Here is a 21,225-nt window from a genome sequence, read left to right as displayed (position 1 = left end):
ATGCGAAACCTGCTCACAGCCCTGCTCTGCCTCCTCGCGATCGCATGCGGTGGCGACTTCTCCAACGACGACCTGGAGTTCCAGAACGCCCTGCCCCAACGCGAGGACCTGGCCGCCATGCTGCCGGACTCCGCCAAACGCTCCGGCCAGGGCACCGGCACCCGCGAGGACCGGCTGGGTCTTCAGGTGCTGGGCGGCACGTCGGAGCTGGCGGTCCAGTCCTATCAGGTGGGCACGCAGTTCAACGCCAGCGTGGACGCGCTGCTCACCCTGCTGGAGCTTTTTCGCGGCGTCGCGCCCACCACGCGCGAAACCGACCGCCGCATCTGGGGCCCCTTCCCCGCGGACGACCATCCCGGGCACGAGCTGCGCCTCGTGATGGAGCGCCAGGGCGCCGACTTCGCCTACCGCCTCCAGTTCCGTCCCCGGGGCGCGGGCGAGGACGGGTGGTGGACGTACCTGCCCGGCACCTTCAAGGCGGACGGCGGCATCCGCAAGGGCACGGGCGCGCTCGCGCTGGACCTGAAGGAGGCCCGCGCGAACGGCTTCGACACGCGCGAGGCGGACGGGTTGGACCGGCTGGACATCCGCTACCAGACGAAGGCGCTGCCCACGAGCGTGGAGCTGCTCTTCACGGGCGCGGGGGCCACGCTGCCCCTGACGCGCTATGCGTCGCGCCAGGTGCCGGAGGGGCTGGGGGAGATGACGTTCCGGCTGCCCGGCCAGGACCTGGTGCCCGGCGGGCTCCTGGAGACGCTGGACATCGTGTCGCGCTGGACACCAGAGGGACGGGGCAAGCTGGTGCTGACCATCCTGGAAGGCGACGCGAAGGGCCTGAAATACACCGAGTGCTGGGACGCGCAGACGCGAATCACCTTCCTCCAGCGCAACTGGGATTTCATCAACCCCACCGAGGGAAACGCGTCCTCCTGTCCGGACGTGTCCGCGCTGGGGCCGTAGCGAAAGCCGCCCGGGTTGGTGCCCGGACAGCAGCCGGGCGGACATTCCCTGGCCGTTGGCAGGTGACGCGCGGGGCGGATTCTCTATGCTGGCGGCTGTTCTCCCGCGCCCTCCATGACCAATCCCTCGCTTCTCACCGTCTTGAAGAGCCGGCGCATCTGGCTCCTGATGGCCGTCGGCTTCGCGTCCGGCCTCCCCCTGTGGCTGACCGGCGTCACGCTGTCCGCGTGGATGAAGAACGAGGGGGTGAACCTCAAGACCATCGGCATCTTCAGCCTCGTGGCGCTGCCCTACACGTTCAAGGTGCTGTGGGCGCCGCTGATGGACCGCTACACCCTGCCCTTCCTGGGCCGGCGGCGCGGCTGGATGCTCTTGACGCAGGTGCTGCTCATGGGCGCCATCGCCGCCATGGGGCTCGTCAACCCGAAGGACTCCCCCATCGCGATGGCGTGCCTGGCGGTGGTGGTGACGTTCCTGTCCGCCAGCCAGGACATCGTCGCGGACGCGTGGCGCACGGACATCCTCACCCTGGAGGAGCGCGGGCTGGGCAACTCCATGTACGTCACCGGCTACCGGATGGGCATGCTCGTCGCGGGCGGACTCGCGTTCATCCTGTCGGATCAGCTCGGCTGGTCGAGGACGTACTACGTGATGGGCCTGCTCATGAGCGTGGGCGTGGTGGCCACCCTGATCGCGCCGGAGCCCCAGAGCGTGCGGCCTCCGCGCAACCTGCTGGACGCGGTGGTGAAGCCCTTCGTGGACTACTTCCGGCGCGAGTACGCGCTGGGCGTGCTCGCGTTCCTGGTGCTCTACAAGCTAGGGGACGCCATCGCCGCCAGCATGGTGACGCCGTTCTACATCGAGCTCGGGTTCTCCAACACGGAGATTGGCGCGCTCAGCAAGACGCTGGGCATGCTGGCCACCATCGGCGGTGGCCTGCTGGGCGGCGTGCTGATGGTGAAGCTCAGCATGCGCCGTGCGCTCTTCATCTTCGGCGCCGCGCAGGGCCTCACCAACCTGGCCTTCCTGGCACTGGCGCTGGTGGGCAAGAACGACCTGATGCTCGCGGGCGCCATCGCCGTGGACAACGTGTGCACGGGCCTGGGCGTGACGGCGTTCGCCGCCTTCGTGATGTCGCTGTGCCACAAGAGCTTCAGCGCCACGCAGTACGCGCTGCTGTCCACGATGGGCACCATCGCCAACCGGCTCATCGGCTCCGTGTCCGGCTACCTGGCCACGTGGATGGGCTGGCCCACGTTCTTCGCCTTCACCGCCGCGGCGGCCATCCCCGCGTTGGTGCTGCTCACGTTCCTGCCCGAACACGCGGCCCAGCCCATGGACGACGAGCCCCCCGCGCCGGAGGCCATGCCGCCCACGGCGCCCACGTCCTCCGTCGCCGTGGCGCGCTGACGGCTTCCGGACAACGGTTACCCCCCCGGGGGATACGCGCTCCCGCCCGCTTCTGGACGGAGCGCGTCAGGTCCGGTGCCGGGATGGACAGGGGGGCGTGACTTCGCCTCCCCATCCCAGGGCGCGCGCGGCTAGTGTGGCCGTGTCATGGCCCATCCTTCCGCTGGCAAGCCCCTTTCGCGCGACCTGCTGATCAACCCCGAGAAGCTGCGCAGGCAGTACGCCTCCGACGTACCGGACGCGTCCATCGCCGAGCAGCGCGTCGCCTTCGGCACCTCCGGTCACCGGGGAAGCGCCGCGCGCCGGAGCTTCAACGAAGCGCACATCCTCGCGGTGGCGCAGGCCCTGTGCGAGTACCGCAAGCAGCAGGGCTACGACGGCCCGCTGTTCCTGGGCAAGGACACGCACGCCCTCTCCGAGCCCGCCCAGCGCACCACGCTGGAGGTGCTGGCCGCCCACGGCGTCGAGGTCCGCTACACCGAAGGCGCCACGCCCACGCCGGTCATCTCCCACGCCATCCTCACGTACAACCGGGGCCGCACGAGCGGGCTCGCGGACGGCATCGTCATCACCCCGTCCCACAACCCGCCGGAGGACGGCGGCATCAAGTACAACCCGCCCAACGGCGGCCCCGCCGACTCCAACGTCACGTCCCTGGTGGAGCGCCGCGCCAACGAGTTGATGGCCGCTGGCAACAAGGACGTCCGCCGCGTCACCTACGAGAAGGCGCGCGGAAGCGACACGGTGAAGCCCCACGACTTCATCACGCCGTATGTCGCGGACCTGGCCAACGTGGTGGACATGGACGTCATCCACAGGGCCAACCTGAAGCTGGGCGCGGATCCGCTGGGCGGCTCCAACCTGGACTACTGGGACCCCATCGCGGAGCGCTACAAGCTGAAGCTCACGGTGGTGAACCGCAAGGTGGACCCCACGTTCGGCTTCATGCCCGCGGACCACGACGGGAAGATCCGCATGGACTGCTCGTCGCCGTACGCGATGGCGAACCTGGTGGCGCTCAAGGACAAGTACGCGCTCGCCTTCGGCAACGACACGGACTCCGACCGCCACGGCATCGTCACCCCCAGCCAGGGGCTGATGAACCCCAACCACTACCTGGCCGTCTCCATCGGCTACCTGTTCGGCCACCGCCCGCACTGGAAGAAGGACGCGGCGGTGGGCAAGACGCTGGTGAGCAGCAGCCTCATCGACCGCGTGGCGAAGCACCTGGGCCGCCGCGTGGTGGAGGTGCCGGTGGGCTTCAAGTGGTTCGTGGACGGCCTCCTGGACGGCTCTCTGGGCTTCGGTGGCGAGGAGAGCGCGGGAGCGTCCTTCCTGCGCACCGACGGCACCGTGTGGACCACCGACAAGGACGGCATCATCCTGGACCTGCTCGCGGCGGAGATTCTCGCGAACACCGGCAAGGACCCCGGCGAGCACTATCAGGAGCAGGCGAAGAAGTTCGGCGCGCCGCTGTACACGCGCATCGATGCGCCGGCCACGCCCGAACAGAAGGCCTTGCTCAAGAAGCTGTCCCCCGACGCGGTGAAGGCCACGTCGCTCGCGGGTGAGCCCATCACGCAGCGCCTCACGCGCGCGCCGGGCAACAACGCGGACCTGGGCGGCCTCAAGGTGACGACGGAGAACGGCTGGTTCGCCGCGCGGCCCTCCGGCACCGAGGACGTCTACAAAATCTACGCGGAGAGCTTCCGCGACCAGGCGCACCTGGACTCCATCGTCCAGGAGGCGCGCGCCATCGTCGGGGAGGCCTTCGCCGGAAAGTAGGCATGGACGGGGGCTCCGGGGCGGGCTTCGATGCCGCCGCAAGGAGCCCCACCCGCCATGTCCGTGAAGCTCATCCTCCAGTTCGTGCTCGCGCTGTTCATGGTCGTCGCGGGGGTGACCCACTTCCGCAAGCCGCGCATGTTCATGAGCATCATGCCGCCCTACCTCCCGTACCCCCGGGAGTTGGTGCTCCTGAGCGGCGTGGCGGAGGTGCTGCTCGGCGTGCTGCTGGTGGTGCCGCAGACGACGCGGCTTGCGGCCTGGGGACTCGTCGCGCTGTTCGTGGCGGTGTTCCCCGCGAACGTGCACATGGCCCGGCACCCGGAGAAGTTCCGGACGATTCCCAAGGCCCTGCTCTGGCTGAGGCTGCCGCTGCAGGGCGTCCTCATCCTCTGGGCGCTCTGGTACACCTGAGATACGTCAGCGCCACAGCGGCGCATGGTCCTCGATGTACTGGCGCACCGTGCGCGTGGGGCGCCCGAGCAGGTTGGTGAGCGTGGGGTCCACCTGCTCCGCATGGCCGAAGCGCAGCCCCACGTGCACCAGCGTCTGCATGCCCAACTGGCCCCAGGACAACCGCCGCTGGTGCAGGTGGCGCACGTAGCCGGGCACCGACGCGGGCACGTAGCGGATGGGCCGGCCGAGCACCTCCGACAGCACGGAGGCCACCTCCTCGAACGTCACCGCCTCCAGGCCGGTGAGGGTGAAGGCGCGGTCGCGCAGGGACGTGTCCAGCATCGCCCGCGCCGCCACCTCGCCCACGTCGCGCACGTCCACGAAGGCCACCTTGCCGAGCCCCGCGGGCATGTAGAGCCGGCCGTCCTGGCGGATGTCCTCGCGGTACGTGTCCCCCAGGTTCTGCGCGAAGAAGGCCGGGCGCAGCAGCGTCCACCCCAGCGACGAGCGCTTCAGGTGCTCCTCCACCGCGTGGTGCGGCGCCCACGTGCTGCGCTCCGCGCCCGCCATGGACAGGAACACCACCTGCTTCACGCCCTGAGCGACGGCCGCGTCCACGAAGGCGTTGAGCGTGCCCTCCGCGTTGGCCAGGGACGGGGGCCGCATCAGGAACACGCCCCGCACGCCCTCCAGCGCGGGCAGGAACGTCTCCGGGCGCAGGAAGTCCAGCGGCACCGGCGTCACGTCCCCATCCATCTCCTTGAGGAGCGCCACGGTGTGCTCCGGCGACTTCACCGCCGCGCGCACCGGCACCCCTTCCGACAGAAGGGCCCGCACCACCGCCCGGCCCACGTTGCCCGTCGGGCCCGTCACCAGCACCGGCCCGTTCACGGCTTCCCCTCCCATGACTCCCCCCTCCCACCCGACACGCACCGGGGATGGACAGCGCCGCAGGATTCCACCGCGCTCATGCGGGACCTCCTCTCGCGAACCGCAACCCGGGAATCCCAGGAGGCGGGGTGACGGGGACCCACGCCTGGCGTCCCATTCCTTCTTCGAAAAACGCACCCCCGGCGATCCGTTGCGCGATTGCGTCTTAAATTCCGGAACCTGAGAATCAGACGTGAGCCAGCGAACAGGGAAGGCCCTGGAGCGTCGGCCGGTGGGCACGGGGCGGGCCCACCATCCTTCCTTGACTCGCCCGGAGGTGCTCTTTAGGTTCAGAGGCTTCCACCGGCTCCCAAGCCAAGAAGGATGTCCCATGGCCCGCGTTACCGTTGAAGACTGCCTCCCCTACGTGGACAACCGGTTCGCGCTGGTGCTGCTGGGCGCCAAGCGCGCGCGTCAGTTGATGGCCGGCGCCCGGCCCATCCTGGAGACCTCCAAGAACAAGCCGCCCGTGCTCGCCCTGCGCGAGGTCGCCACCCAGCGCGTGAAGTTCGACCGCGACGTGCGCGAGGCGCTCTCCGGCAAGTACACCGCCGAAGAAGCCAAGAAGTAGGCTTCAGCCTTCCTTCTTCAGCCCGGCGCCCTCCTCCGTCACCGGAGGGGCTCCGGGCGAGGCGGAAGGCGCGGACGCCAGGCCCTGGGCGCGCATCCACCGCAGCGCCCGGCCGGCGACGGCCTTCTCCCCCTTGTAGCCCAGCGCGGGAATCAGCCCTTCCAGGGGCAGCCAGCGCACCTCATCCACTTCCACGCGTGGCCCCGGCAGCGGCCCCAATTCCCCCGCCTCGTAGCGGAAGAGGAAGAAGTGGACGCGCTTGAAGATGCGCTGCCCCCGGAACTGGTAGACGTAGCGGATCTCCCCCAGCGGCGCGAGCAGCGCCACGGAGAGCCCCGTCTCCTCCCGCACCTCGCGGTGGGCGGTCTGTTCGGGCGTTTCGCCCGGGTCCACGTGCCCCTTGGGCAGCGCCCACAGGTGACGTCCGTGCGGACGGATGACGGCCACCTCCCAGGTGCCGGCACTGCTGGCCCGGATGACGATGCCTCCTGAGGATGCCTCGCGCGGCATGCCCTCCACCCTACCCGAAGCGGACGCCGGCCGGGCCATCAACCGCCGTGCGCGAAGTGGCGCAGCTTGGCCTCCGCCCCCAGCCGGTACGCATAACGCAGGTCGCCGAGGAGCCGGTCCAACCGCCGGGCCACGACGTGCCCCATCAGCCGCGCGCAGAAGCGGCGCGACACCCGGTTCGCCTCCTCGTAGCGCCAGCGCTCCTCCAGTGACAGCCGGGGTTGGTACGCCACGTGGTCGAAGAGGCGCTGGAGCAGTTCCCGGGCCCAGCCGACGACGCCCTCGCCCCAGCGGTGCAGCAGGCACACCACGAACTTGTCCACCTCCGCCTGCGCCTCCAGTTCCAGCAGCGACACCGTGCGCTCGTAGTGCGCCGTGTGCGCGACGTAGAGGAAGTGGCTGACGCCTTCGGTCACCTGGCAGTAGCCATCCAGGTCGCCATCCAGCACGGAGCCCAGGGGGCTTGCGTCGTAGCGCTCCAGGCGGGCCAGCAGCGCCGGGGACAGGTAGAGCGCCAGCTCCAGGCCGCCCCGGGCCTCCAGCACCAGCAGTTCCTCCGGCGCGCGGCCGGTGCCGCCCAGGAGCGCGGCGGTCTCCAGGTCCACCACGAAGGCCTCCGCGCGCGCCTGGCACCGGAAGCCGTAGATGGCCTCCAGGTGGGCCTGGAGCCGTCCCACCAGCAGCGGGGATTCCCCCGGGTCAGTTCGCAAGCGGCCCCTTGCGCGGCATCCATCCGGCGTCCACCAGCACGCGCTCCAGCCTGTCGCTGCCGGTGCGCACCCAGGACTCGTAGACGCGCAGCGCCCCGGCGGGACCGGCGCTCACCAGCCCCCGGGCGCTGATCTCCTCCAGCACCTCCACCAGCGAACGGAACTTGTCGCACAGCTCGCGGTACACGCCGGTGAAGCCGCTGGCGGGCACCAGCTCCGCGACCTGGCCGTACGCCGCACCGCCCATCTGGATGTAGTAGTCCGGGCCGACCATCCCCTGCTGCAGCGCGCCGGAGAAGAAGCCGACCTTGTAGAGCGACACGTCACCCAGCCGCCGCAGCGTGCGGATGCGCTCGTCGCGCTCCTGCTGAAGCGCCCGGTGGTACAGCTCCGCCAGGGGCTCGTGCTCGCGCCGGCCTTCGGCATCCCGGCTGAACAGCTTGTCCGACGCCGCGAAGTCCGCCAGCAGGTTCACCAGGTAGAACTCGGTGGACTCGTTCAGCGCCACCCGCTGCCGCGTCGTGACTTCCAGCAGCAGTTCCCGGAAGAACTCCTTCAGCGAGGAAGAGGACGTCACCAGTCCGCTCATCGACCACACCTCCCGAGGGTTTGCTGGAAGTCAGCCTCGACTCCCAGGGGGCTCCACGAGCAAGCGTAGTCATGTCGCACGGCGTCGGCAAAACACCCTTGAGTCTTATCAAGGACTTACGTTGGCACTCGTGCCGGGTGAGTGCCAACGCGGCGACACTGCCCCCCGCCTGCCGGGCAGGCGTGGCGGGTGGGGAAACTTCCTGGAAAACCACAGGCAGGACGGGTGTTTAGCCGCACACGGACCCAAGGACCAACGTCGCTTGACGAGGTGAAGTCCCTGGTTATTATCCGCCGCGACCTGGCGTTAGCACTCACGAGGTGCGAGTGCCAACGCCACCGGCCAACAGGCCCTTTTCTCAACCCCAACGGCATCCCGGTCCGGACCGCAATCCGGGCCGCCAGGCCGTGGTTCACAGGAGCAAGCCATGAAGATTCGTCCCCTGCAGGATCGGCTCATCATCAAGCGCGTCGCCGAGGAGACCAAGACCAAGGGCGGTCTCTTCATCCCCGACACGGCCAAGGAGAAGCCCCTCGAGGGCAAGGTCGTCGCCGTCGGTAACGGCAAGGTGCTGGAGGACGGCAAGGTGCGCGCCATGGACATCAAGGCCGGCGACACCATCCTCTTCAGCAAGTACGCGGGCACGGAGATCAAGCTGGACGGCGAGGATCACCTGATCCTCCGCGAAGAGGATGTGCTGGGCGTCATCGTCGACAAGTGAAGCCCGCCGCACCCTTTTCCACTCCCACTTTCTAGAGGATTCAGACCATGGCGAAAGACATCATTTTTGAAGTGCGCGCGCGCGACGCCATCCTGCGCGGCGTGAACACCCTGGCCGACGCGGTCGCGGTGACCCTGGGGCCCAAGGGCCGCAACGTCGTCATCGAGAAGAGCTTCGGCTCCCCCACCATCACGAAGGACGGCGTGACGGTGGCGAAGGAAATCGAACTGGAGAACAAGTTCGAGAACATGGGCGCGCAGATGGTCAAGGAGGTCGCGTCCAAGACCTCCGACGTGGCCGGTGACGGCACCACGACGGCCACCGTGCTGGCGCGGGCCATCTTCCGCGAGGGCGCGAAGCTGGTCGCCGCGGGTCACAACCCGATGGACATCAAGCGCGGCATCGACAAGGCCGTCGCCGCCATCACGGCCGAGCTGAAGGTGCTGGCCAAGCCGACCAAGGGCAACAAGGAGATCGCCCAGGTTGGCACCATCTCCGCGAACGGTGACACCACCATCGGCCAGATCATCGCGGACGCGATGGAGAAGGTCGGCAAGGAGGGCGTCATCACGGTTGAAGAGGCCAAGGGCCTCGAGACCACCCTGGACGTCGTCGAGGGCATGCAGTTCGACCGTGGCTACCTGTCTCCGTACTTCGTGACGGACCCGGAGCGCATGGAAGTCGTCCTGCAGGACCCGCTCATCCTCATCCACGAGAAGAAGATCTCGTCGATGAAGGACCTGCTCCCCATCCTGGAGCAGGTGGCGCGCGCCGGTAAGCCCCTGCTGATCATCGCCGAGGAGGTCGAGGGCGAGGCCCTGGCCACCCTGGTGGTGAACAAGATCCGTGGCGTGCTCAACGTGGCCGCCGTGAAGGCGCCCGGCTTCGGCGACCGCCGCAAGGCCATGCTCGAGGACATCGCGACGCTCACCGGCGGTGAGATGATCGCCGAGGACCTGGGCATCAAGCTGGACACGCTGACCATCAACCAGTTGGGCCGCGCCAAGCGCATCACCATCGACAAGGACAACACGACCATCGTCGACGGCGCGGGCAAGCAGGAGACCATCGAAGCGCGCGTGAAGCAGATCCGCACGCAGGTGGAGGACACCTCCAGCGACTACGACCGCGAGAAGCTCCAGGAGCGTCTGGCGAAGCTCGTGGGCGGCGTGGCCGTCATCAACGTGGGCGCCGCGACCGAGACGGAGATGAAGGAGAAGAAGGCCCGCGTGGAGGACGCGCTCAACGCGACCCGCGCGGCCGTCGAGGAGGGCGTGGTGCCCGGCGGCGGCGTCGCCTACATCCGCTGCCTCAAGGCGCTGGACGGCCTGAAGCTGCTGGACGGTGAGAAGTCCGGCGTGGACATCATCCGCCGCTCCGTCGAGGAGCCCCTGCGTCAGATCGTCGGCAACGGCGGCCTGGAGGGCAGCGTGGTGGTGAACAAGGTCAAGGATGGCACCGGTGCCTACGGCTTCAACGCCGCGACCGGTAACTACGAGGACCTGCTGGCCGCGGGCGTCATCGACCCGGCCAAGGTGAGCCGCACCGCGCTGCAGAACGCGGCGTCGGTCGCCTCGCTGATGCTGACCACGGAGGCCATGGTCGCCGAGCGTCCGAAGGCGGACGACGACAAGGGCGGCGGCGGCGGTGGTGGCATGGGCGGCATGGGTGGCATGGGCGGTATGGGCGGCATGGGCATGTAGTCGCCCTCCCCTTCCCCTTCATTCCACGGGGATGGGACTCGCGGCCTCCGGCACCCTTCGGGGTTCCGGGGGCCGTCGTGTTTCAAGGGACCCGGTGCGCGCGGCCGTGGCACGCCGTGCAACCGGCCCTTAGGTTTGGCATCTACCGGCGCAGGACCCACACAGCCCTTGAAGGAGGCTTAACGTGAAGCCCGTGAAGATCTACACGACGACCTATTGTGGCTTTTGCGTGCGCGCGAAGGACCTGCTCAAGCGCAAGGGCGTGGACTACACCGAGGTGGACGTCACCGGGGATGACGACGCGCGCGCGAAGCTGGTGGAGATGAGCGGCGGCCAGCGCACCGTGCCGCAGATCTTCATCGGGGAGACGCACGTGGGCGGCTACTCCGACCTGGCCGAATTGGACCGGCAGAAGAAGCTGGATCCGATGCTGAGCGCCTGAGGGCAGCCGGGCGAGCGGGCCCCGGGTTATGGCCCGCCCGCGCCTGCCGCCGTGCCTACCTTCCCCCCATTGGCATCCACCCCTTTCACGGGAGGAACACATGGCGGGCGGACAGGCGGTAACGGGAACCCGGGACGAGCATCACGACCTCATCAGCACGCTCTACCACCTGCTCAAGGGCGCGTCGGTGAGCGAGCAGTACCTGCGTGACGCGGAGGCCGCGGGCGATCAGGAGCTGGCGCAGTTGTTCCGCGACTGGCAGGACGAACAGCGCAACCTGGCCGAGCGCGCCAAGAACCTGCTGGGTGCGCGCATGGTGAACGCGCAGGCCGGCACCGGCCGCGCGGCTTCCGCGCCCGCGAAGGGCAAGGGCAAGGCGAAGGGCACGAAGGACACGGAGGTGCCCACGCGCGAGGTGAAGGGCCCGACGAACGCCAGCGTGAAGTCCGGTGGTGGGCCCGGCGACGACCTGGTGGACGAGGAGTCCATGGAGTCGTTCCCCGCGAGCGACCCACCCGCGAAGTACTGACGCGCACGGGCAGGAAGGCCCGAAGGCACGACGTCCCTGGTTGGGGCGTCCGTGCCTCCTTCTGTCGTCGTCCTGTCTTCAACTTCAACGGACGATTCCGAGTCCACTTCTTCCTCTTGCCCCCTGTGTCCAGTCCCCCCTAAACAGGCGGAACGAGGGCGGGGAGGGGTGCTTTTGCCCCCCGCGACCCGTGCGATGAGGGGTGAAGGACCATGATTGACAGACCGGATGTCACCGAAACCGTGCAGGCGGAGCGCGAAGGGCAGCCCACGCGCGTTCCCCTCCACGAGTGGACGGTGGAGGTCGTGGGGGGTCCGGACAAGGGCAAGAAGGTCACCACGAAGGACTCGCTGGTGCGCGTCGGTTCCGACGCCGCGGGGGACCTGGTGCTGAGCGACCCGACGGTGAGCCGCCGTCACCTGGAGGTGGAGCGGCTGCCGCAGGGCCTGCTCCTGCGCGACCTGGGCAGCCGCAACGGCACGTTCCTGGACGGGCGCCGGGTGCTCCAGGCCTTCGTCACCAGCGGCGACAAGATGGAGCTGGGCAAGACGAAGCTCGCGGTGAGGCTGGCCGCCCGTGCGACGGAGGTGGAGGTCACCGGCACGGAGTCCTTCGGGCAGCTCGTGGGCAGCTCGGAGAAGATGCGCTGGGTCTTCACGGAGTTGCGCCGCATCGCGCGCGAGGACATGAACCTGCTGCTCGAGGGCGAGACGGGCACCGGCAAGGAGCTGGCCGCCCGCGCGGTGCACCAGCACTCGCTGCGCCGCCACGGGGCCTTCAAGGTCGTCGACTGCAACCTCATCTCCGAGGAGAAGGCGGAGCGCGAGCTGTTCGGCGGCCTGCGCGCCGGGGAGCACGAGGACAAGGCCGCGCGCGGCATCTTCGAGGCGGCGCGAGGCGGCACCCTCTTCCTGGATGAAGTGGGCGAGCTGCCCATGTCCGTGCAGGGCAAGCTGTTGCGCGTGCTGGAGACGCGCGAGGTGCCGTCGCTGGACGGCCAGCCGGTGGCGGTGGACGTGCGCGTCATCGCCTCCACGCACCGCAACCTGGAAGAGGACGTGCGTCAGGGCCGCTTCCGCGCGGACCTCTACTTCCGGCTCGCGGTGGCGCGCGTGCGGCTGCCGCCCCTGCGCACCCGGCGCGACGACATCCCCACCCTGTCGCAGGCCCTGTCGCGCGGCATGAAGGCGTCGCTGGAGCTGACGCCGCAGACGCTGGCGCTCTTCGAGGGCTACGACTGGCCGGGCAACGTGCGCGAGCTGCGCAACGTGCTGGAGCGCGGCGCGCTGATGCAGGAGACGGGCAACACGAGCTGGCTGGACTTCCTCGCGCACTCGCCCAAGCGGGAGGATGGCGCCGAGCCCGCCACCAACGTGACCGCCCTCGTCAGCGGCATGCCGTACCACGAGGCGAAGGACCGGGTGCTCGCGGACTTCGAGCGCCTGTACTTCGCGGAGATCATGCGCGAGGTGGCCTTCGACATGAAGGCCGCGGAGCAGCGCACGGGCCTCTCCATGCAGAGCCTCTATCGTCTGTTGAAGAAGAACGGGCTTCGTCTCAAGGACCTCAAGAACGCCGAGGGCCTGGAGAAGTGAGTGCCCTTGCGCAGTCCCCAGTCCCCCACACTCAAAACCGGGAGAACCCCTCACCATGCTGAGACATCTCGCCGTTGCTTCCGTCGTCCTCACCGCCGCCTGTGCCGGTCAGCAGAAGACCGGTGACGCCTCCACCGAAGGTCAGAAGCAGTTGTCGAAGGAAGAGCGGCTGCGCATCACCAACCAGCCGCCCTTCGACCTGGCGTCCTGCTTCCCGAAGGAGCAGACCCTGCCGTCCCCCGCCAACGAGGGCGTCCTCGTGGGCGCGCTCCTGAGCGTCCGCCCGGACGTGCTGGAATGTCTGGTGGACCCGGCCCACCGCGGCCCCGCAGCGGCCACCAAGGTGACGGTGAAGACGACCGTCAACGCCCAGGGCGGCACGCACGCCATCACCGGGGAGAACCTCACCCCTGCCGGCCAGCAGTGCATCCAGCAGGTGCTGGACACGCACGTGAAGCCCGCGGCGCTGGCGGCGGACGCCAAGCCGGTGGAGGCCACGTACGCCTACGACCACGCCAACGCCAACAACCCCTCCGTCACGATGGGCATCAACGAGGGTTCGGACTTCTCCGGCACGGTGCGCCTGGCGGAGAAGAGCTGGTGCGAGTGCTTCGCCAACTTCAAGGCCTCCACGCCGCCGGTGCTGGCCGCCGACATCCACATCATGCCGGGCCAGCCCAACCCCACCGAGGTGGTGTTCAAGCCCTCCGGCAGCACCGAGGGCGACCAGCTCGCCTCCTGCCTGCAGGCGAAGGTCGCGGCGACGCCCGCGAAGTCCGCCAACGAGCTGAAGTTCCCCTTCCGCTTCGTCTTCTTCAACTCCCAGGCCCCGGTGGAGGCCGCCGCCAGCCTGCCGCCGGAGCTGCGCTTCTTCCAGTTGGAGCTGGCGCGCACCCAGTCCGCCGCCGCGTCCGCCATCTCCTTCGGCGCGCGCACCAACGCGGCGGAGACGTATGACGCCGTCGTGCAGAAGTACTCCAAGACGAAGGACTACCGGCTCTTCGACGAACTGTCCTCCAAGTGCACCGCGCTGGTGGACGCCGCCACCGCCTGGGTGACGACGCTCAAGACGCAGGAGACGGTGGACCAGACGACGCTCGCCCTGGTGCAGGAGCTGAAGGCCAAGGAGGAGAGCTGGGCCCCGGTGGAGACCGCCAGCCAGGAGGCACTCGCCAACACCCAGAAGGACCTGGCGACCGCCCAGCAGCGTCTGGCCGCGGACCAGGGCGCGTGCCCGAAGAAGAGCTACAACGCCCCCGCCAAGAAGAAGTAGGCGAGCCAAGACGCCGCCGCCCGCGTGAAGCGGGCGGCCGGAAATGAAACGGGCGCTCCGGGGAACTTCCCGGGGCGCCCGTCTTCTTCGCACCTTGGCCGGCCCGGCCCCGCGCTACGAGGCGGCGGGGACCTTGTCGTCGTTGTGCGCGGAGGCCTCGCGCATCTTCACGCTGACGAGCTTGGAGATGCCGGGCTCCTCCATGGTGACGCCGTACAGCGTGTCGGCGATCTCCATGGTGCGCTTGTTGTGGGTGATGAGGATGAACTGCGACTGGCTGCTCATCTCCTTCACCATGTCGTTGTAGCGGCCCACGTTGCCTTCATCCAACGGGGCGTCGACTTCGTCCAGGAGGCAGAAGGGCGTCGGCTTGATGAGGAAGATGCCGAAGATGAGCGCCACGGCGGTGAGCGCCTTCTCGCCGCCGGACAGCAGGTTGACGCTCTGGAGCTTCTTGCCCGGGGGCTGGGCGACGATCTCCACGCCCGGCTCTCCGTTGGGGCCTTCCTGCGTGAGGATGAGGCTGGCCCGGCCACCGCCGAACAGGCGCGGGAAGATGGCCTGGAACTTCTCGTTCACCACGTCGAAGGTCTGCTTGAAGCGCTCGCGGCTCGTCGCGTCGATGCGGACGATGGCCTCGCGAAGCTGGCTGATGGACGCCTGGAGGTCCTGGCGCTGCGCGGACAGGAAGTCGAAGCGCTTGGACAGCTCCGCGTGCTCGTCGATGGCGGTGAGGTTGATCTCCCCCATCTTCTCCACCTGCGCGCGCAGGTCCTTGAGCTCCCCTTCCACCTCCGCGGAGAGCGTGGGCAGCAGGTGGTACTGGTGCAGCTCCGTCGCCAGCTCCAACTGGTAGCGCTCGCGGATGCCGGCGGCCAAGTGCTCCAGCTCCAGGGCGATTTCGCGCTCGCGCAGCGAAATCTGGGACAGGCCCTGCATCAGCTCATCCAGCCGGCCGCGCAGCTCGCGGAAGGAGGTGTCCTGCTCGCGCACCTCAGCGGTGGCGCTGGTGTACGCCGTACGGCGCGTCTCCAGGGTCTCCGCGGCCACGCGGTGCTCCTCCGCCCGCTGCTCCCGGGTGGCTTCCAGCTCCGCCAGGCGGCGCTCCAGCGCCTCCACCTTGGTGCGTCCTTCCGTGGACGAACCCTGCAGGCGGCTGGTGCGCGCCTCCATGTCCCGGCGCTGCGACACCAGGCTCTCCAGCTCCTTGCGCGCGGATTCGCCGCGCTCGCTGCCGGCGGCCACCTTCACGCGCAGGCCCATCAGGTCCGAGGACGCCGTGTCCGCGCGCTGGCGCAGGCCCTCCAGCTCCCCGGCGTACTGGCGCACGCGCTCCTCGCGCGACTCGCGGTCCGCCTGTCCGTGGGCCACCTCGCCCCGGCTGGACTCCTCTTCGTTGGTGAGCGCGGTGTGGCTCTGGGCGAGCTGCCCCTCCTCGCCCTCCAGCGAGCGCAGCCGCTCGCGCACCTTGGACAGGTCCTCGCTCGCCTTGTGGAGGTCCTTCTCCTGGCTTGCCAGGTTGACCTCCTCCGCGTGCTGCTCCTTGCCCAGGCCCTTGAGGACGGCCTCCGCCTGCCCCATCTGCTTCTGGAGCGTGTAGTGGCGGGTCAAAATCTCGTTGTAGCGCTCCTCCACCCGGGCCACTTCGGACGCCAGCTCCGCGATCTCGCGCTTCTTCTGGAGCGCGCCCACCGCCGCGCCCTCGCGCTCACCGCCGGTGATGGTGCCGTCCGCGCGGAAGACTTCGCCCTCCAGCGTCACCAGCGTGCAGGGCACGGGGGTGGCCTCCGCGTACTCGCGCGCGGCGAGCAGGTCCTGGACGATGACCACGTCGCCCAGGAGCAGCCGCATCACCGGCTCCAGCGCGGGCTCGCAGGACACCTCGCGCAGCGCGTGCGCGAGGACGCCCGGGCGCGACAGGTCCGGCTCCACCACGGCGCGCAGCGCGTCCCCGGTGGGCACGGGCAGGAAGGTGCCCCGCCCTTCCGCGTGGCCCTTCAGGTACTCCACCAGTTCCAGGCCCTTGTCGCGGCTGTCGACGATGACGTGCTGGAGCCGCTCGCCCAGGGCGGCCTCCACGGCGCGCTCGTAGCGCGGCGACGTCACCGTGAGCACGTCCGCGACCAGGCCGAAGATGCCCTGGTCCCGGGCCGCTTCCGCCGCGCGCACCATGACGGCGCGCACGCCCCGGTCGAAGCCGTCGTAGTTCTTCTGGATGTCCTCCAGGGAGGACAGGCGGCTGCGCTTGTCGCTCAGCTCCTCGCGCAGCGCGATGACCTGGACCTCGTTCTCCGTGAAGGCCTCGCGCGTACGGGTGAGGGCCTCCTCCTCCTGGCCCCGGCGCTCCGCCAGTTCGGACGCCAGGTGACGGGTGTCCTCCACGTGGCGGGCCGCCTGCGTGCGCAGGCCGTCCAGCTCCTGCTCCTGGGCGCGAAGGGCCTCCACCTCGCCGGACAGCTTGGCGCGGCGGGCCTCCAGGTCGGTGCGCTGGCGCGCCAGGTTCGTCAGGTTGCTCTCGTGGTTCGCAAGGCGCGTGGCCACGGCGACCAGCCCGGCCCGCTCCTGCTCCAGGCGCAGCGAGATTTCCGTCTGGAGCACGGAGACGCGGCGCTGCTCCTCCAGGGCCACCGCCATGGCCACTTCGTCTTCCTTGTACGACCCGGCGATGCCCGACAGCTCCGCCTCGCGGGCCGTCATCGTCGCCACCATCTCCGCCTGCCGCGCGAGCAGTCCGTCCAGCTCCGCCTGCGCCTGCGCCACGCGGGTGCTGGTCTCCTCGAAGTCCCGCCGGCCGTACGCCAGCTCCTGCGCGTCGCGCTGCGCGGCGCTCTCCAGCGCGTGCACTTCGCCCGCGAACTGCTGGAGCGCCGCCCCTTCCGCGTCCAGCTCCACGCGGCGCCGGGTGATGGCCTCCTCCAGCTCCTTCACCCGGTCCAGGCCCTCGCGCTCCTCGCCGCCCAGGTTCTCCAGGCGCGACTGGAGCATGCGCTTCTCCACCATCAGCTCCAGCGAGCGGTGGCTGGCGGAGTGCAGATCAATCTCCCGCATGCGCGCCTTGAGCTTGCGGTACTTCTCCGCCTTCTTCGCCTGCTTCGACAGCGTGTCGAGCCGCTTCTCCAGCTCGCCCGTGATGTCGTTGACGCGCAGGAGGTTGGCCTCGGTGGCCTCCATCTTGCGCTCGGCGGCCTTGCGGCGGGCCTTGTACTTGGTGACGCCCGCGGCCTCCTCCAACAGGTGCCGGCGGTCCTCCGGCTTGCTGGAGACGATGAGGCCCACGCGGCCCTGCTCGATGATGGAGTAGGCCTTGGTGCCCACGCCCGTGCCGAGGAACAGCTCCGTGATGTCCAGCAGGCGGCAGACCGTTTTGTTGATGAGGTACTCGGAGTCGCCGTTGCGGAACAGGCGCCGCGTGACGGTGATCTCCGAGTAGCCCTGGTACTGCGGCGACAGCGTGTCCGTGTCGTCCACGAGGAAGGTGAGCGACACCTCCGCCATGGACAGGGGCGGCTTGTTCTCCGAGCCGTTGAAGATGACGTCTTCCATGCCCCGGCCGCGCAGGTTCTTCGCGCTCTGCTCACCCATCACCCAGCGGATGGCGTCCACGACGTTGGATTTGCCACACCCGTTGGGGCCGACGACGCCCGTGACGCCTTCGTCGAACGAGAAGACGCTCCGCTCCATGAACGACTTGAAGCCGGTGATGTCCAGGCGCTTGATTCGCATGCCAGCGGGCTCCCTACGAGGCGACGGTGAGGCGGATTGAAAACACGCGCGGGGCCGGAAAATCGGCTCCGCAGCGATCGGCAGGAGTACCAGCCACCCCACCGGTGATCAAGGGTGACACTGCACCGCGTGACCCTACGTCCAGTGCTACAGGTTGGTGGGCAGACGTCCTCGCACCACCCTTGCAAAGCAGCCGACCCACCCTACCTTTCATTCCATCTTTCTGGAGGCGTCCTACGTTTCAGCCCTTGCTAGCCCTGTCGCTCCTCGTGGGCGCGTCCCCGACGTCCCAGGTAGCACCCCGGTCTGACATGGTGGTGGCGACCACGCCGGCCCCCTGTCCGAACCCCTGGTTTCCCATGGAGGAGGGCCTGGCGCTGACGTACCGCGCCGGCCGGTCCTCGGAGCTCGTGCTCACGACGAAGGACGTCGTGCCGGCTCCGGATGGGACCGTGAAGGCCACGCTCGCGGTGAGCCTCAAGGGCCGCAGCGGCCAGACGGACCTCACCTGTGACTCCGAAGGCGTGCGCACGGGCCTGGGCGGCCTGGAGGGCACGCTTTTGTCCGCGTCCGGCATGGACGTGCAGGTGGTGAACGCGGAAGGCGCCGCTGTGCCTGCTCCCTCGGTGATGGTGCCGGGCGGGACGTGGAAGAACAGCCTGTCGGTGAAGCTCCAGCCGCCCGCGAAGAAGGGCGGCCTGCGCCCCACCATCGCCACGACCTTCGACAAGGAGGCCACGGTGCTGGGCGAGGAGGAGATCACCGTCCAGGGTGGCACCTTCAAGGCGCTGAAGATCAAGAACATCACCACGGCCCGCGCCAGCCGCCCCGGTTCGGAAGGGCGCTCCATGGAGAGCCTGATGTGGTTCGCGCCCGACGTCGGCATCATCAAGCTGACGACCGACGGCGAAACCAACCTGGAGCTGCTCAAGGTGGACCGGCCCAACGCCAAGGTGCAGCCGGCCGCGCTCAAGGGCGCGAAGAAGAAGGCCAAGGCCACCAAGGGCTAGGGCCTTTCCTCCGGTGCCTCGTGAAGGCGTCTACCCCGTCTCGCCAGGCGGCGTGGACGGCTCCGGCGGACGGTTGCCACCCGGTGCGCTGGCGGCGGGGCGCGACTGCGGCTCCACCGTCACGCGCACGACGCGAGGCCCGTCCACCTCCTCCACGAGGATGCGCCACATGTCGAGCTTGAGGTGGTCGCCCTTCTCCGGTACCCGGCCCAGCTTTGTCATCAGGTAGCCGGCGATGGTCGTCACCTCGCCCTTCTCCTCGTCGCTCAGGTCGAAGTCCACGTCCAGTTGGGCTTCCAGGTCGTCCAGTTGCGCGGTGCCCGGCAGCTCGAAGCGGCCGCCCGGCAGCGCCCGGACCTCCTCCACGCGCCGGCCCAGCTCCGCCACGTCACCCACGACCTCCGACACCACGTCCGCGATGGTGACGAGGCCGGACGTGCCGCCGTGCTCGTCCACCACCATGGCGATCTGCCGGCGACGGCGGCGGAACTCCGCCAGGAGCTGCTCCAGCGTCGCGTTCTCCGGGATGAAGAGCACCGGCCGCTGCACCTGGGACAGGCTCCTGAGCTCCCCTCGCGACAGGAGGAAGAACAGGTCCTTCACGTTGACCACGCCCTCGACGTCGTCGAGGTTGCCCCGGCACACCGGCAGCCACGTGTGTCCGGACGAGCGCGCGTCCACTACGTTCTTGTCCAGCGGCTCCTCCACATCCAGGTAGCGCATCTGGTTGCGGGGGACCATCACCTGCCGCGCCGTCTTCTGCGCCATCTCCAGCGCGCGCTCCAGGAGCTCCGCGCGCGCCGTGGTGATGGCGCCCGCCTGCGCGGAGGAGTGCAGGATGACGCGCAGCTCCTCCTCGCTCGTGGCCTCGTGCGACTCGCCGGCCGAGTGCAGACCGAAGGCCTTGAGCACCAGCGACGCCAGCCAGTTCAACAGCCGGATGGCCGGGTAGAACAGGAAGTAGAACGCCCGCATGGGCAGCGCGACCGCGAGCGTCGTCTGCTCCGCGCGCTGGATGGCGAGGCTCTTGGGCGCCAGCTCCCCCAGCACGATGTGCAGGAACGTGATGATGCTGAAGGCGATGACCACCGAGGCGCTGTGCGCGAGCGTGGACGCGGAGCCCTCCGGCACGATGCGCGTCAGCACCGGCTCCAGCAGGTGCGCGAACGCGGGCTCACCCAGCCAGCCCAGGCCCAGCGACGCGAGCGTGATGCCGAACTGCGTGGCGGACAGGTACGCGTCCAGTTCGGTGACCATCTTCAGGGCCTGACTTGCGCCGGGCGTGCCTTCGTCCACCAGGGACTGGAGGCGCGTGGCGCGAATCTTCACGATGGCGAACTCCGTCGCGACGAAGAAACCGTTCGCGACGACCAGCAGCAGCGCCAGCCCCAGGAAAACCCATTCCATGTTGTGCTTCCCTCAGAAGAGGGCTTCGAAGTCCGGATCGCCCTTGAGCACGTCGAACATGGGGTCGGCGGACAGCCACCCCAGGACCTTCTGTCGGTCCGCCGCCAGCGCCTTCTGCAGGTACTGGATGGAGTCCTTCGGACGGCCCCACAGCGCGTACAGCGCCGCCAGGTTGTAGTTGAGCAACAGGTCTTCCGCATTCAACGCCCGGGCCCGCTCGTAGGCGCGCTCCGCTTCGGCGTAGAAGCCCTTCTGGGCGTAGCAGATGCCCAGGTCCAACTGCGCCTCGAAGTTGTCCGGCTCCAGCCGCACCACTTCCTTCAACTGCGTGATGGAGGAGCGGTAGTCGCCCTCGTCCATCATCAGCGCCGCCAGTTCGTGCCGGGGGAAGGCGTCCTGCGGATCCAGTTCGATGGCGGACTGGAGCTCGCGCATCGCCTCCTCCACCCGGCCCTGATCCGCGTACGTGAGGCCCAGGTTGAGGTGGGCGTCCGGGTACTCCGGATCCAGCTCGATGGCCTCCTTGTACTCCTCCACGGCCATCTCGCTGGCGTGGGTGGAGAGGAAGCAGGCCAGGTTGTAGTGCGCGGTGGCGCTCTCCGGCTCCAGCTTCAGCGCGGTGAGGTACTCGCCCAGCGCCTCGCGGAACTGCTTCTTCTCCGCGTAGACCGTGGCCAGGTTGTCGTGCGCGTGCGCCGACGTGGGGTCCAGGTCGATGGCCTTCCGGAACTCCTTGATGGCCTCGTCCAGCCAGCCCCGGTCCGCCAGCTCGATGCCGCGGGTGTTGTGCTCATCGGACAGAGCAATGTTGTCCTTTTCCCGGGCCATGGAGCGCGCGGCAATCTACGCGTCGCTCAATCACCGGTGCAAGGTAGAGTTTCCCCTTGCCCATGCGCCACGCCGCCCTGCTGCTCCTCCTGACGCTCGCCGCCTGCCATCCCCGCCCGCTCACCCCCACCGC

Annotated in this window: 19 protein-coding genes; 12 read left to right on the top strand and 7 right to left on the bottom strand. The window is 69.0% G+C overall.

Annotated features, from left to right (window positions below):
- From D7V88_RS12270 to D7V88_RS12255, 4 genes are all read left to right on the top strand, one after another.
- Nucleotides 1-960 (top strand): hypothetical protein, encoded by a 960-nt coding sequence (locus tag D7V88_RS12270; RefSeq protein WP_244238111.1) that lies wholly within the window; start codon nucleotides 1-3, stop codon nucleotides 958-960.
- A 114-nt stretch (nucleotides 961-1,074) separates the two neighbouring features.
- Nucleotides 1,075-2,370 carry an AmpG family muropeptide MFS transporter gene (locus D7V88_RS12265; RefSeq protein WP_120540821.1) on the top strand — a complete coding sequence of 432 codons (1,296 nt, stop codon included), beginning with the start codon at nucleotides 1,075-1,077 and terminating at the stop codon, nucleotides 2,368-2,370.
- A gap of 147 nt (nucleotides 2,371-2,517) precedes the next feature.
- Nucleotides 2,518-4,155, top strand: a complete 1,638-nt coding sequence (pgm, locus tag D7V88_RS12260; protein ID WP_120540820.1) for a phosphoglucomutase (alpha-D-glucose-1,6-bisphosphate-dependent) — start codon at nucleotides 2,518-2,520, stop codon at nucleotides 4,153-4,155.
- Between the two features lie 57 nt (nucleotides 4,156-4,212).
- Nucleotides 4,213-4,569: a DoxX family protein gene (locus D7V88_RS12255; protein ID WP_120540819.1), complete on the top strand. Its 357-nt coding sequence runs from the start codon at nucleotides 4,213-4,215 to the stop codon at nucleotides 4,567-4,569.
- Nucleotides 4,570-4,575: 6 nt separating this feature from the next.
- Here the strand turns inward: D7V88_RS12255 and D7V88_RS12250 are convergent, their stop codons facing one another.
- Nucleotides 4,576-5,457 carry an SDR family oxidoreductase gene (locus D7V88_RS12250; RefSeq protein ID WP_208726247.1) on the bottom strand — a complete coding sequence of 294 codons (882 nt, stop codon included), beginning with the start codon at nucleotides 5,455-5,457 and terminating at the stop codon, nucleotides 4,576-4,578.
- A gap of 355 nt (nucleotides 5,458-5,812) precedes the next feature.
- On the opposite strand from D7V88_RS12250, the gene rpoZ reads away from it, so the two are divergent.
- Nucleotides 5,813-6,052, top strand: a complete 240-nt coding sequence (gene rpoZ, locus D7V88_RS12245) for a DNA-directed RNA polymerase subunit omega (RefSeq protein ID WP_120531319.1) — start codon at nucleotides 5,813-5,815, stop codon at nucleotides 6,050-6,052.
- A gap of 3 nt (nucleotides 6,053-6,055) precedes the next feature.
- Here rpoZ and D7V88_RS12240 read toward each other — a convergent pair whose 3' ends face one another.
- The 3 genes from D7V88_RS12240 to D7V88_RS12230 are packed head-to-tail and all read right to left on the bottom strand — an operon-like array spanning nucleotide 6,056 to nucleotide 7,861.
- Nucleotides 6,056-6,562, bottom strand: coding sequence for an NUDIX hydrolase (locus D7V88_RS12240; RefSeq protein WP_120540818.1), 507 nt, complete (start codon nucleotides 6,560-6,562; stop codon nucleotides 6,056-6,058).
- A 38-nt stretch (nucleotides 6,563-6,600) separates the two neighbouring features.
- Nucleotides 6,601-7,242 carry a hypothetical protein gene (locus D7V88_RS12235; protein WP_120540830.1) on the bottom strand — a complete coding sequence of 214 codons (642 nt, stop codon included), beginning with the start codon at nucleotides 7,240-7,242 and terminating at the stop codon, nucleotides 6,601-6,603.
- Nucleotides 7,243-7,261: 19 nt separating this feature from the next.
- Nucleotides 7,262-7,861 carry a hypothetical protein gene (locus D7V88_RS12230; protein WP_120540817.1) on the bottom strand — a complete coding sequence of 200 codons (600 nt, stop codon included), beginning with the start codon at nucleotides 7,859-7,861 and terminating at the stop codon, nucleotides 7,262-7,264.
- A 427-nt stretch (nucleotides 7,862-8,288) separates the two neighbouring features.
- On the opposite strand from D7V88_RS12230, the gene groES reads away from it, so the two are divergent.
- The 6 genes from groES (at nucleotide 8,289) to D7V88_RS12200 (ending at nucleotide 14,124) form a co-directional block, all read left to right on the top strand.
- Nucleotides 8,289-8,582 carry a co-chaperone GroES gene (groES, locus tag D7V88_RS12225; RefSeq protein ID WP_120540816.1) on the top strand — a complete coding sequence of 98 codons (294 nt, stop codon included), beginning with the start codon at nucleotides 8,289-8,291 and terminating at the stop codon, nucleotides 8,580-8,582.
- A 47-nt stretch (nucleotides 8,583-8,629) separates the two neighbouring features.
- Nucleotides 8,630-10,285: a chaperonin GroEL gene (gene groL / locus D7V88_RS12220; RefSeq protein WP_120540815.1), complete on the top strand. Its 1,656-nt coding sequence runs from the start codon at nucleotides 8,630-8,632 to the stop codon at nucleotides 10,283-10,285.
- A gap of 184 nt (nucleotides 10,286-10,469) precedes the next feature.
- Complete coding sequence (gene grxC / locus D7V88_RS12215; protein ID WP_120540814.1) at nucleotides 10,470-10,727, top strand: glutaredoxin 3; 258 nt, start codon at nucleotides 10,470-10,472, stop codon at nucleotides 10,725-10,727.
- 100 nt (nucleotides 10,728-10,827) lie between these two features.
- Entirely contained in the window at nucleotides 10,828-11,256 is a 429-nt protein-coding gene (locus D7V88_RS12210; protein ID WP_120540813.1) for a hypothetical protein, read from the top strand.
- A gap of 212 nt (nucleotides 11,257-11,468) precedes the next feature.
- Entirely contained in the window at nucleotides 11,469-12,851 is a 1,383-nt protein-coding gene (locus tag D7V88_RS12205) for an FHA and sigma-54 interaction domain-containing protein (protein ID WP_120540812.1), read from the top strand.
- A gap of 55 nt (nucleotides 12,852-12,906) precedes the next feature.
- On the top strand, nucleotides 12,907-14,124 hold the full coding sequence (locus D7V88_RS12200; RefSeq protein ID WP_120540811.1) for a hypothetical protein: 1,218 nt from the start codon (nucleotides 12,907-12,909) through the stop codon (nucleotides 14,122-14,124).
- Between the two features lie 114 nt (nucleotides 14,125-14,238).
- Here D7V88_RS12200 and smc read toward each other — a convergent pair whose 3' ends face one another.
- Nucleotides 14,239-17,847 carry a chromosome segregation protein SMC gene (smc, locus tag D7V88_RS12195; protein WP_120540810.1) on the bottom strand — a complete coding sequence of 1,203 codons (3,609 nt, stop codon included), beginning with the start codon at nucleotides 17,845-17,847 and terminating at the stop codon, nucleotides 14,239-14,241.
- A 311-nt stretch (nucleotides 17,848-18,158) separates the two neighbouring features.
- On the opposite strand from smc, the gene D7V88_RS12190 reads away from it, so the two are divergent.
- A complete protein-coding gene (locus D7V88_RS12190) occupies nucleotides 18,159-18,857 on the top strand; it encodes a DUF3108 domain-containing protein (RefSeq protein WP_120540809.1) in 699 nt (232 codons plus the stop codon).
- 30 nt (nucleotides 18,858-18,887) lie between these two features.
- On the opposite strand, the gene D7V88_RS12185 is transcribed toward D7V88_RS12190, so the two are convergent.
- Nucleotides 18,888-20,264, bottom strand: coding sequence for a hemolysin family protein (locus D7V88_RS12185; RefSeq protein WP_120540808.1), 1,377 nt, complete (start codon nucleotides 20,262-20,264; stop codon nucleotides 18,888-18,890).
- 12 nt (nucleotides 20,265-20,276) lie between these two features.
- Nucleotides 20,277-21,092, bottom strand: coding sequence for a tetratricopeptide repeat protein (locus D7V88_RS12180; RefSeq protein WP_120540807.1), 816 nt, complete (start codon nucleotides 21,090-21,092; stop codon nucleotides 20,277-20,279).
- Nucleotides 21,093-21,225: the final 133 nt, after the last annotated feature.

It is taken from the genome of Corallococcus terminator (genome assembly GCF_003611635.1).
GTDB classification, from domain to species: Bacteria; Myxococcota; Myxococcia; order Myxococcales; family Myxococcaceae; genus Corallococcus; species Corallococcus terminator.
The sequence above is the reverse complement of the archived record's forward strand: the minus strand, read 5'-3'. Positions and strand labels throughout refer to the sequence as shown.

What these genes read in the sequence shown, in the direction of transcription:
- D7V88_RS12210 (WP_120540813.1), top strand. Translation starts at nt 10,828, where the DNA reads ATGGCGGGCGGACAGGCGGTAACGGGAACCCGGGACGAGCATCACGAC.
- pgm (WP_120540820.1), top strand. Translation starts at nt 2,518, where the DNA reads ATGGCCCATCCTTCCGCTGGCAAGCCCCTTTCGCGCGACCTGCTGATC.
- rpoZ (WP_120531319.1), top strand. Translation starts at nt 5,813, where the DNA reads ATGGCCCGCGTTACCGTTGAAGACTGCCTCCCCTACGTGGACAACCGG.
- D7V88_RS12180 (WP_120540807.1), bottom strand. Translation starts at nt 21,092, where the DNA reads ATGGCCCGGGAAAAGGACAACATTGCTCTGTCCGATGAGCACAACACC.
- D7V88_RS12200 (WP_120540811.1), top strand. Translation starts at nt 12,907, where the DNA reads ATGCTGAGACATCTCGCCGTTGCTTCCGTCGTCCTCACCGCCGCCTGT.
- smc (WP_120540810.1), bottom strand. Translation starts at nt 17,847, where the DNA reads ATGCGAATCAAGCGCCTGGACATCACCGGCTTCAAGTCGTTCATGGAG.
- D7V88_RS12205 (WP_120540812.1), top strand. Translation starts at nt 11,469, where the DNA reads ATGATTGACAGACCGGATGTCACCGAAACCGTGCAGGCGGAGCGCGAA.
- D7V88_RS12240 (WP_120540818.1), bottom strand. Translation starts at nt 6,562, where the DNA reads ATGCCGCGCGAGGCATCCTCAGGAGGCATCGTCATCCGGGCCAGCAGT.
- groES (WP_120540816.1), top strand. Translation starts at nt 8,289, where the DNA reads ATGAAGATTCGTCCCCTGCAGGATCGGCTCATCATCAAGCGCGTCGCC.
- D7V88_RS12190 (WP_120540809.1), top strand. Translation starts at nt 18,159, where the DNA reads ATGGTGGTGGCGACCACGCCGGCCCCCTGTCCGAACCCCTGGTTTCCC.
- D7V88_RS12230 (WP_120540817.1), bottom strand. Translation starts at nt 7,861, where the DNA reads ATGAGCGGACTGGTGACGTCCTCTTCCTCGCTGAAGGAGTTCTTCCGG.
- groL (WP_120540815.1), top strand. Translation starts at nt 8,630, where the DNA reads ATGGCGAAAGACATCATTTTTGAAGTGCGCGCGCGCGACGCCATCCTG.
- D7V88_RS12270 (WP_244238111.1), top strand. Translation starts at nt 1, where the DNA reads ATGCGAAACCTGCTCACAGCCCTGCTCTGCCTCCTCGCGATCGCATGC.
- D7V88_RS12265 (WP_120540821.1), top strand. Translation starts at nt 1,075, where the DNA reads ATGACCAATCCCTCGCTTCTCACCGTCTTGAAGAGCCGGCGCATCTGG.
- D7V88_RS12255 (WP_120540819.1), top strand. Translation starts at nt 4,213, where the DNA reads ATGTCCGTGAAGCTCATCCTCCAGTTCGTGCTCGCGCTGTTCATGGTC.
- D7V88_RS12185 (WP_120540808.1), bottom strand. Translation starts at nt 20,264, where the DNA reads ATGGAATGGGTTTTCCTGGGGCTGGCGCTGCTGCTGGTCGTCGCGAAC.
- D7V88_RS12250 (WP_208726247.1), bottom strand. Translation starts at nt 5,457, where the DNA reads ATGGGAGGGGAAGCCGTGAACGGGCCGGTGCTGGTGACGGGCCCGACG.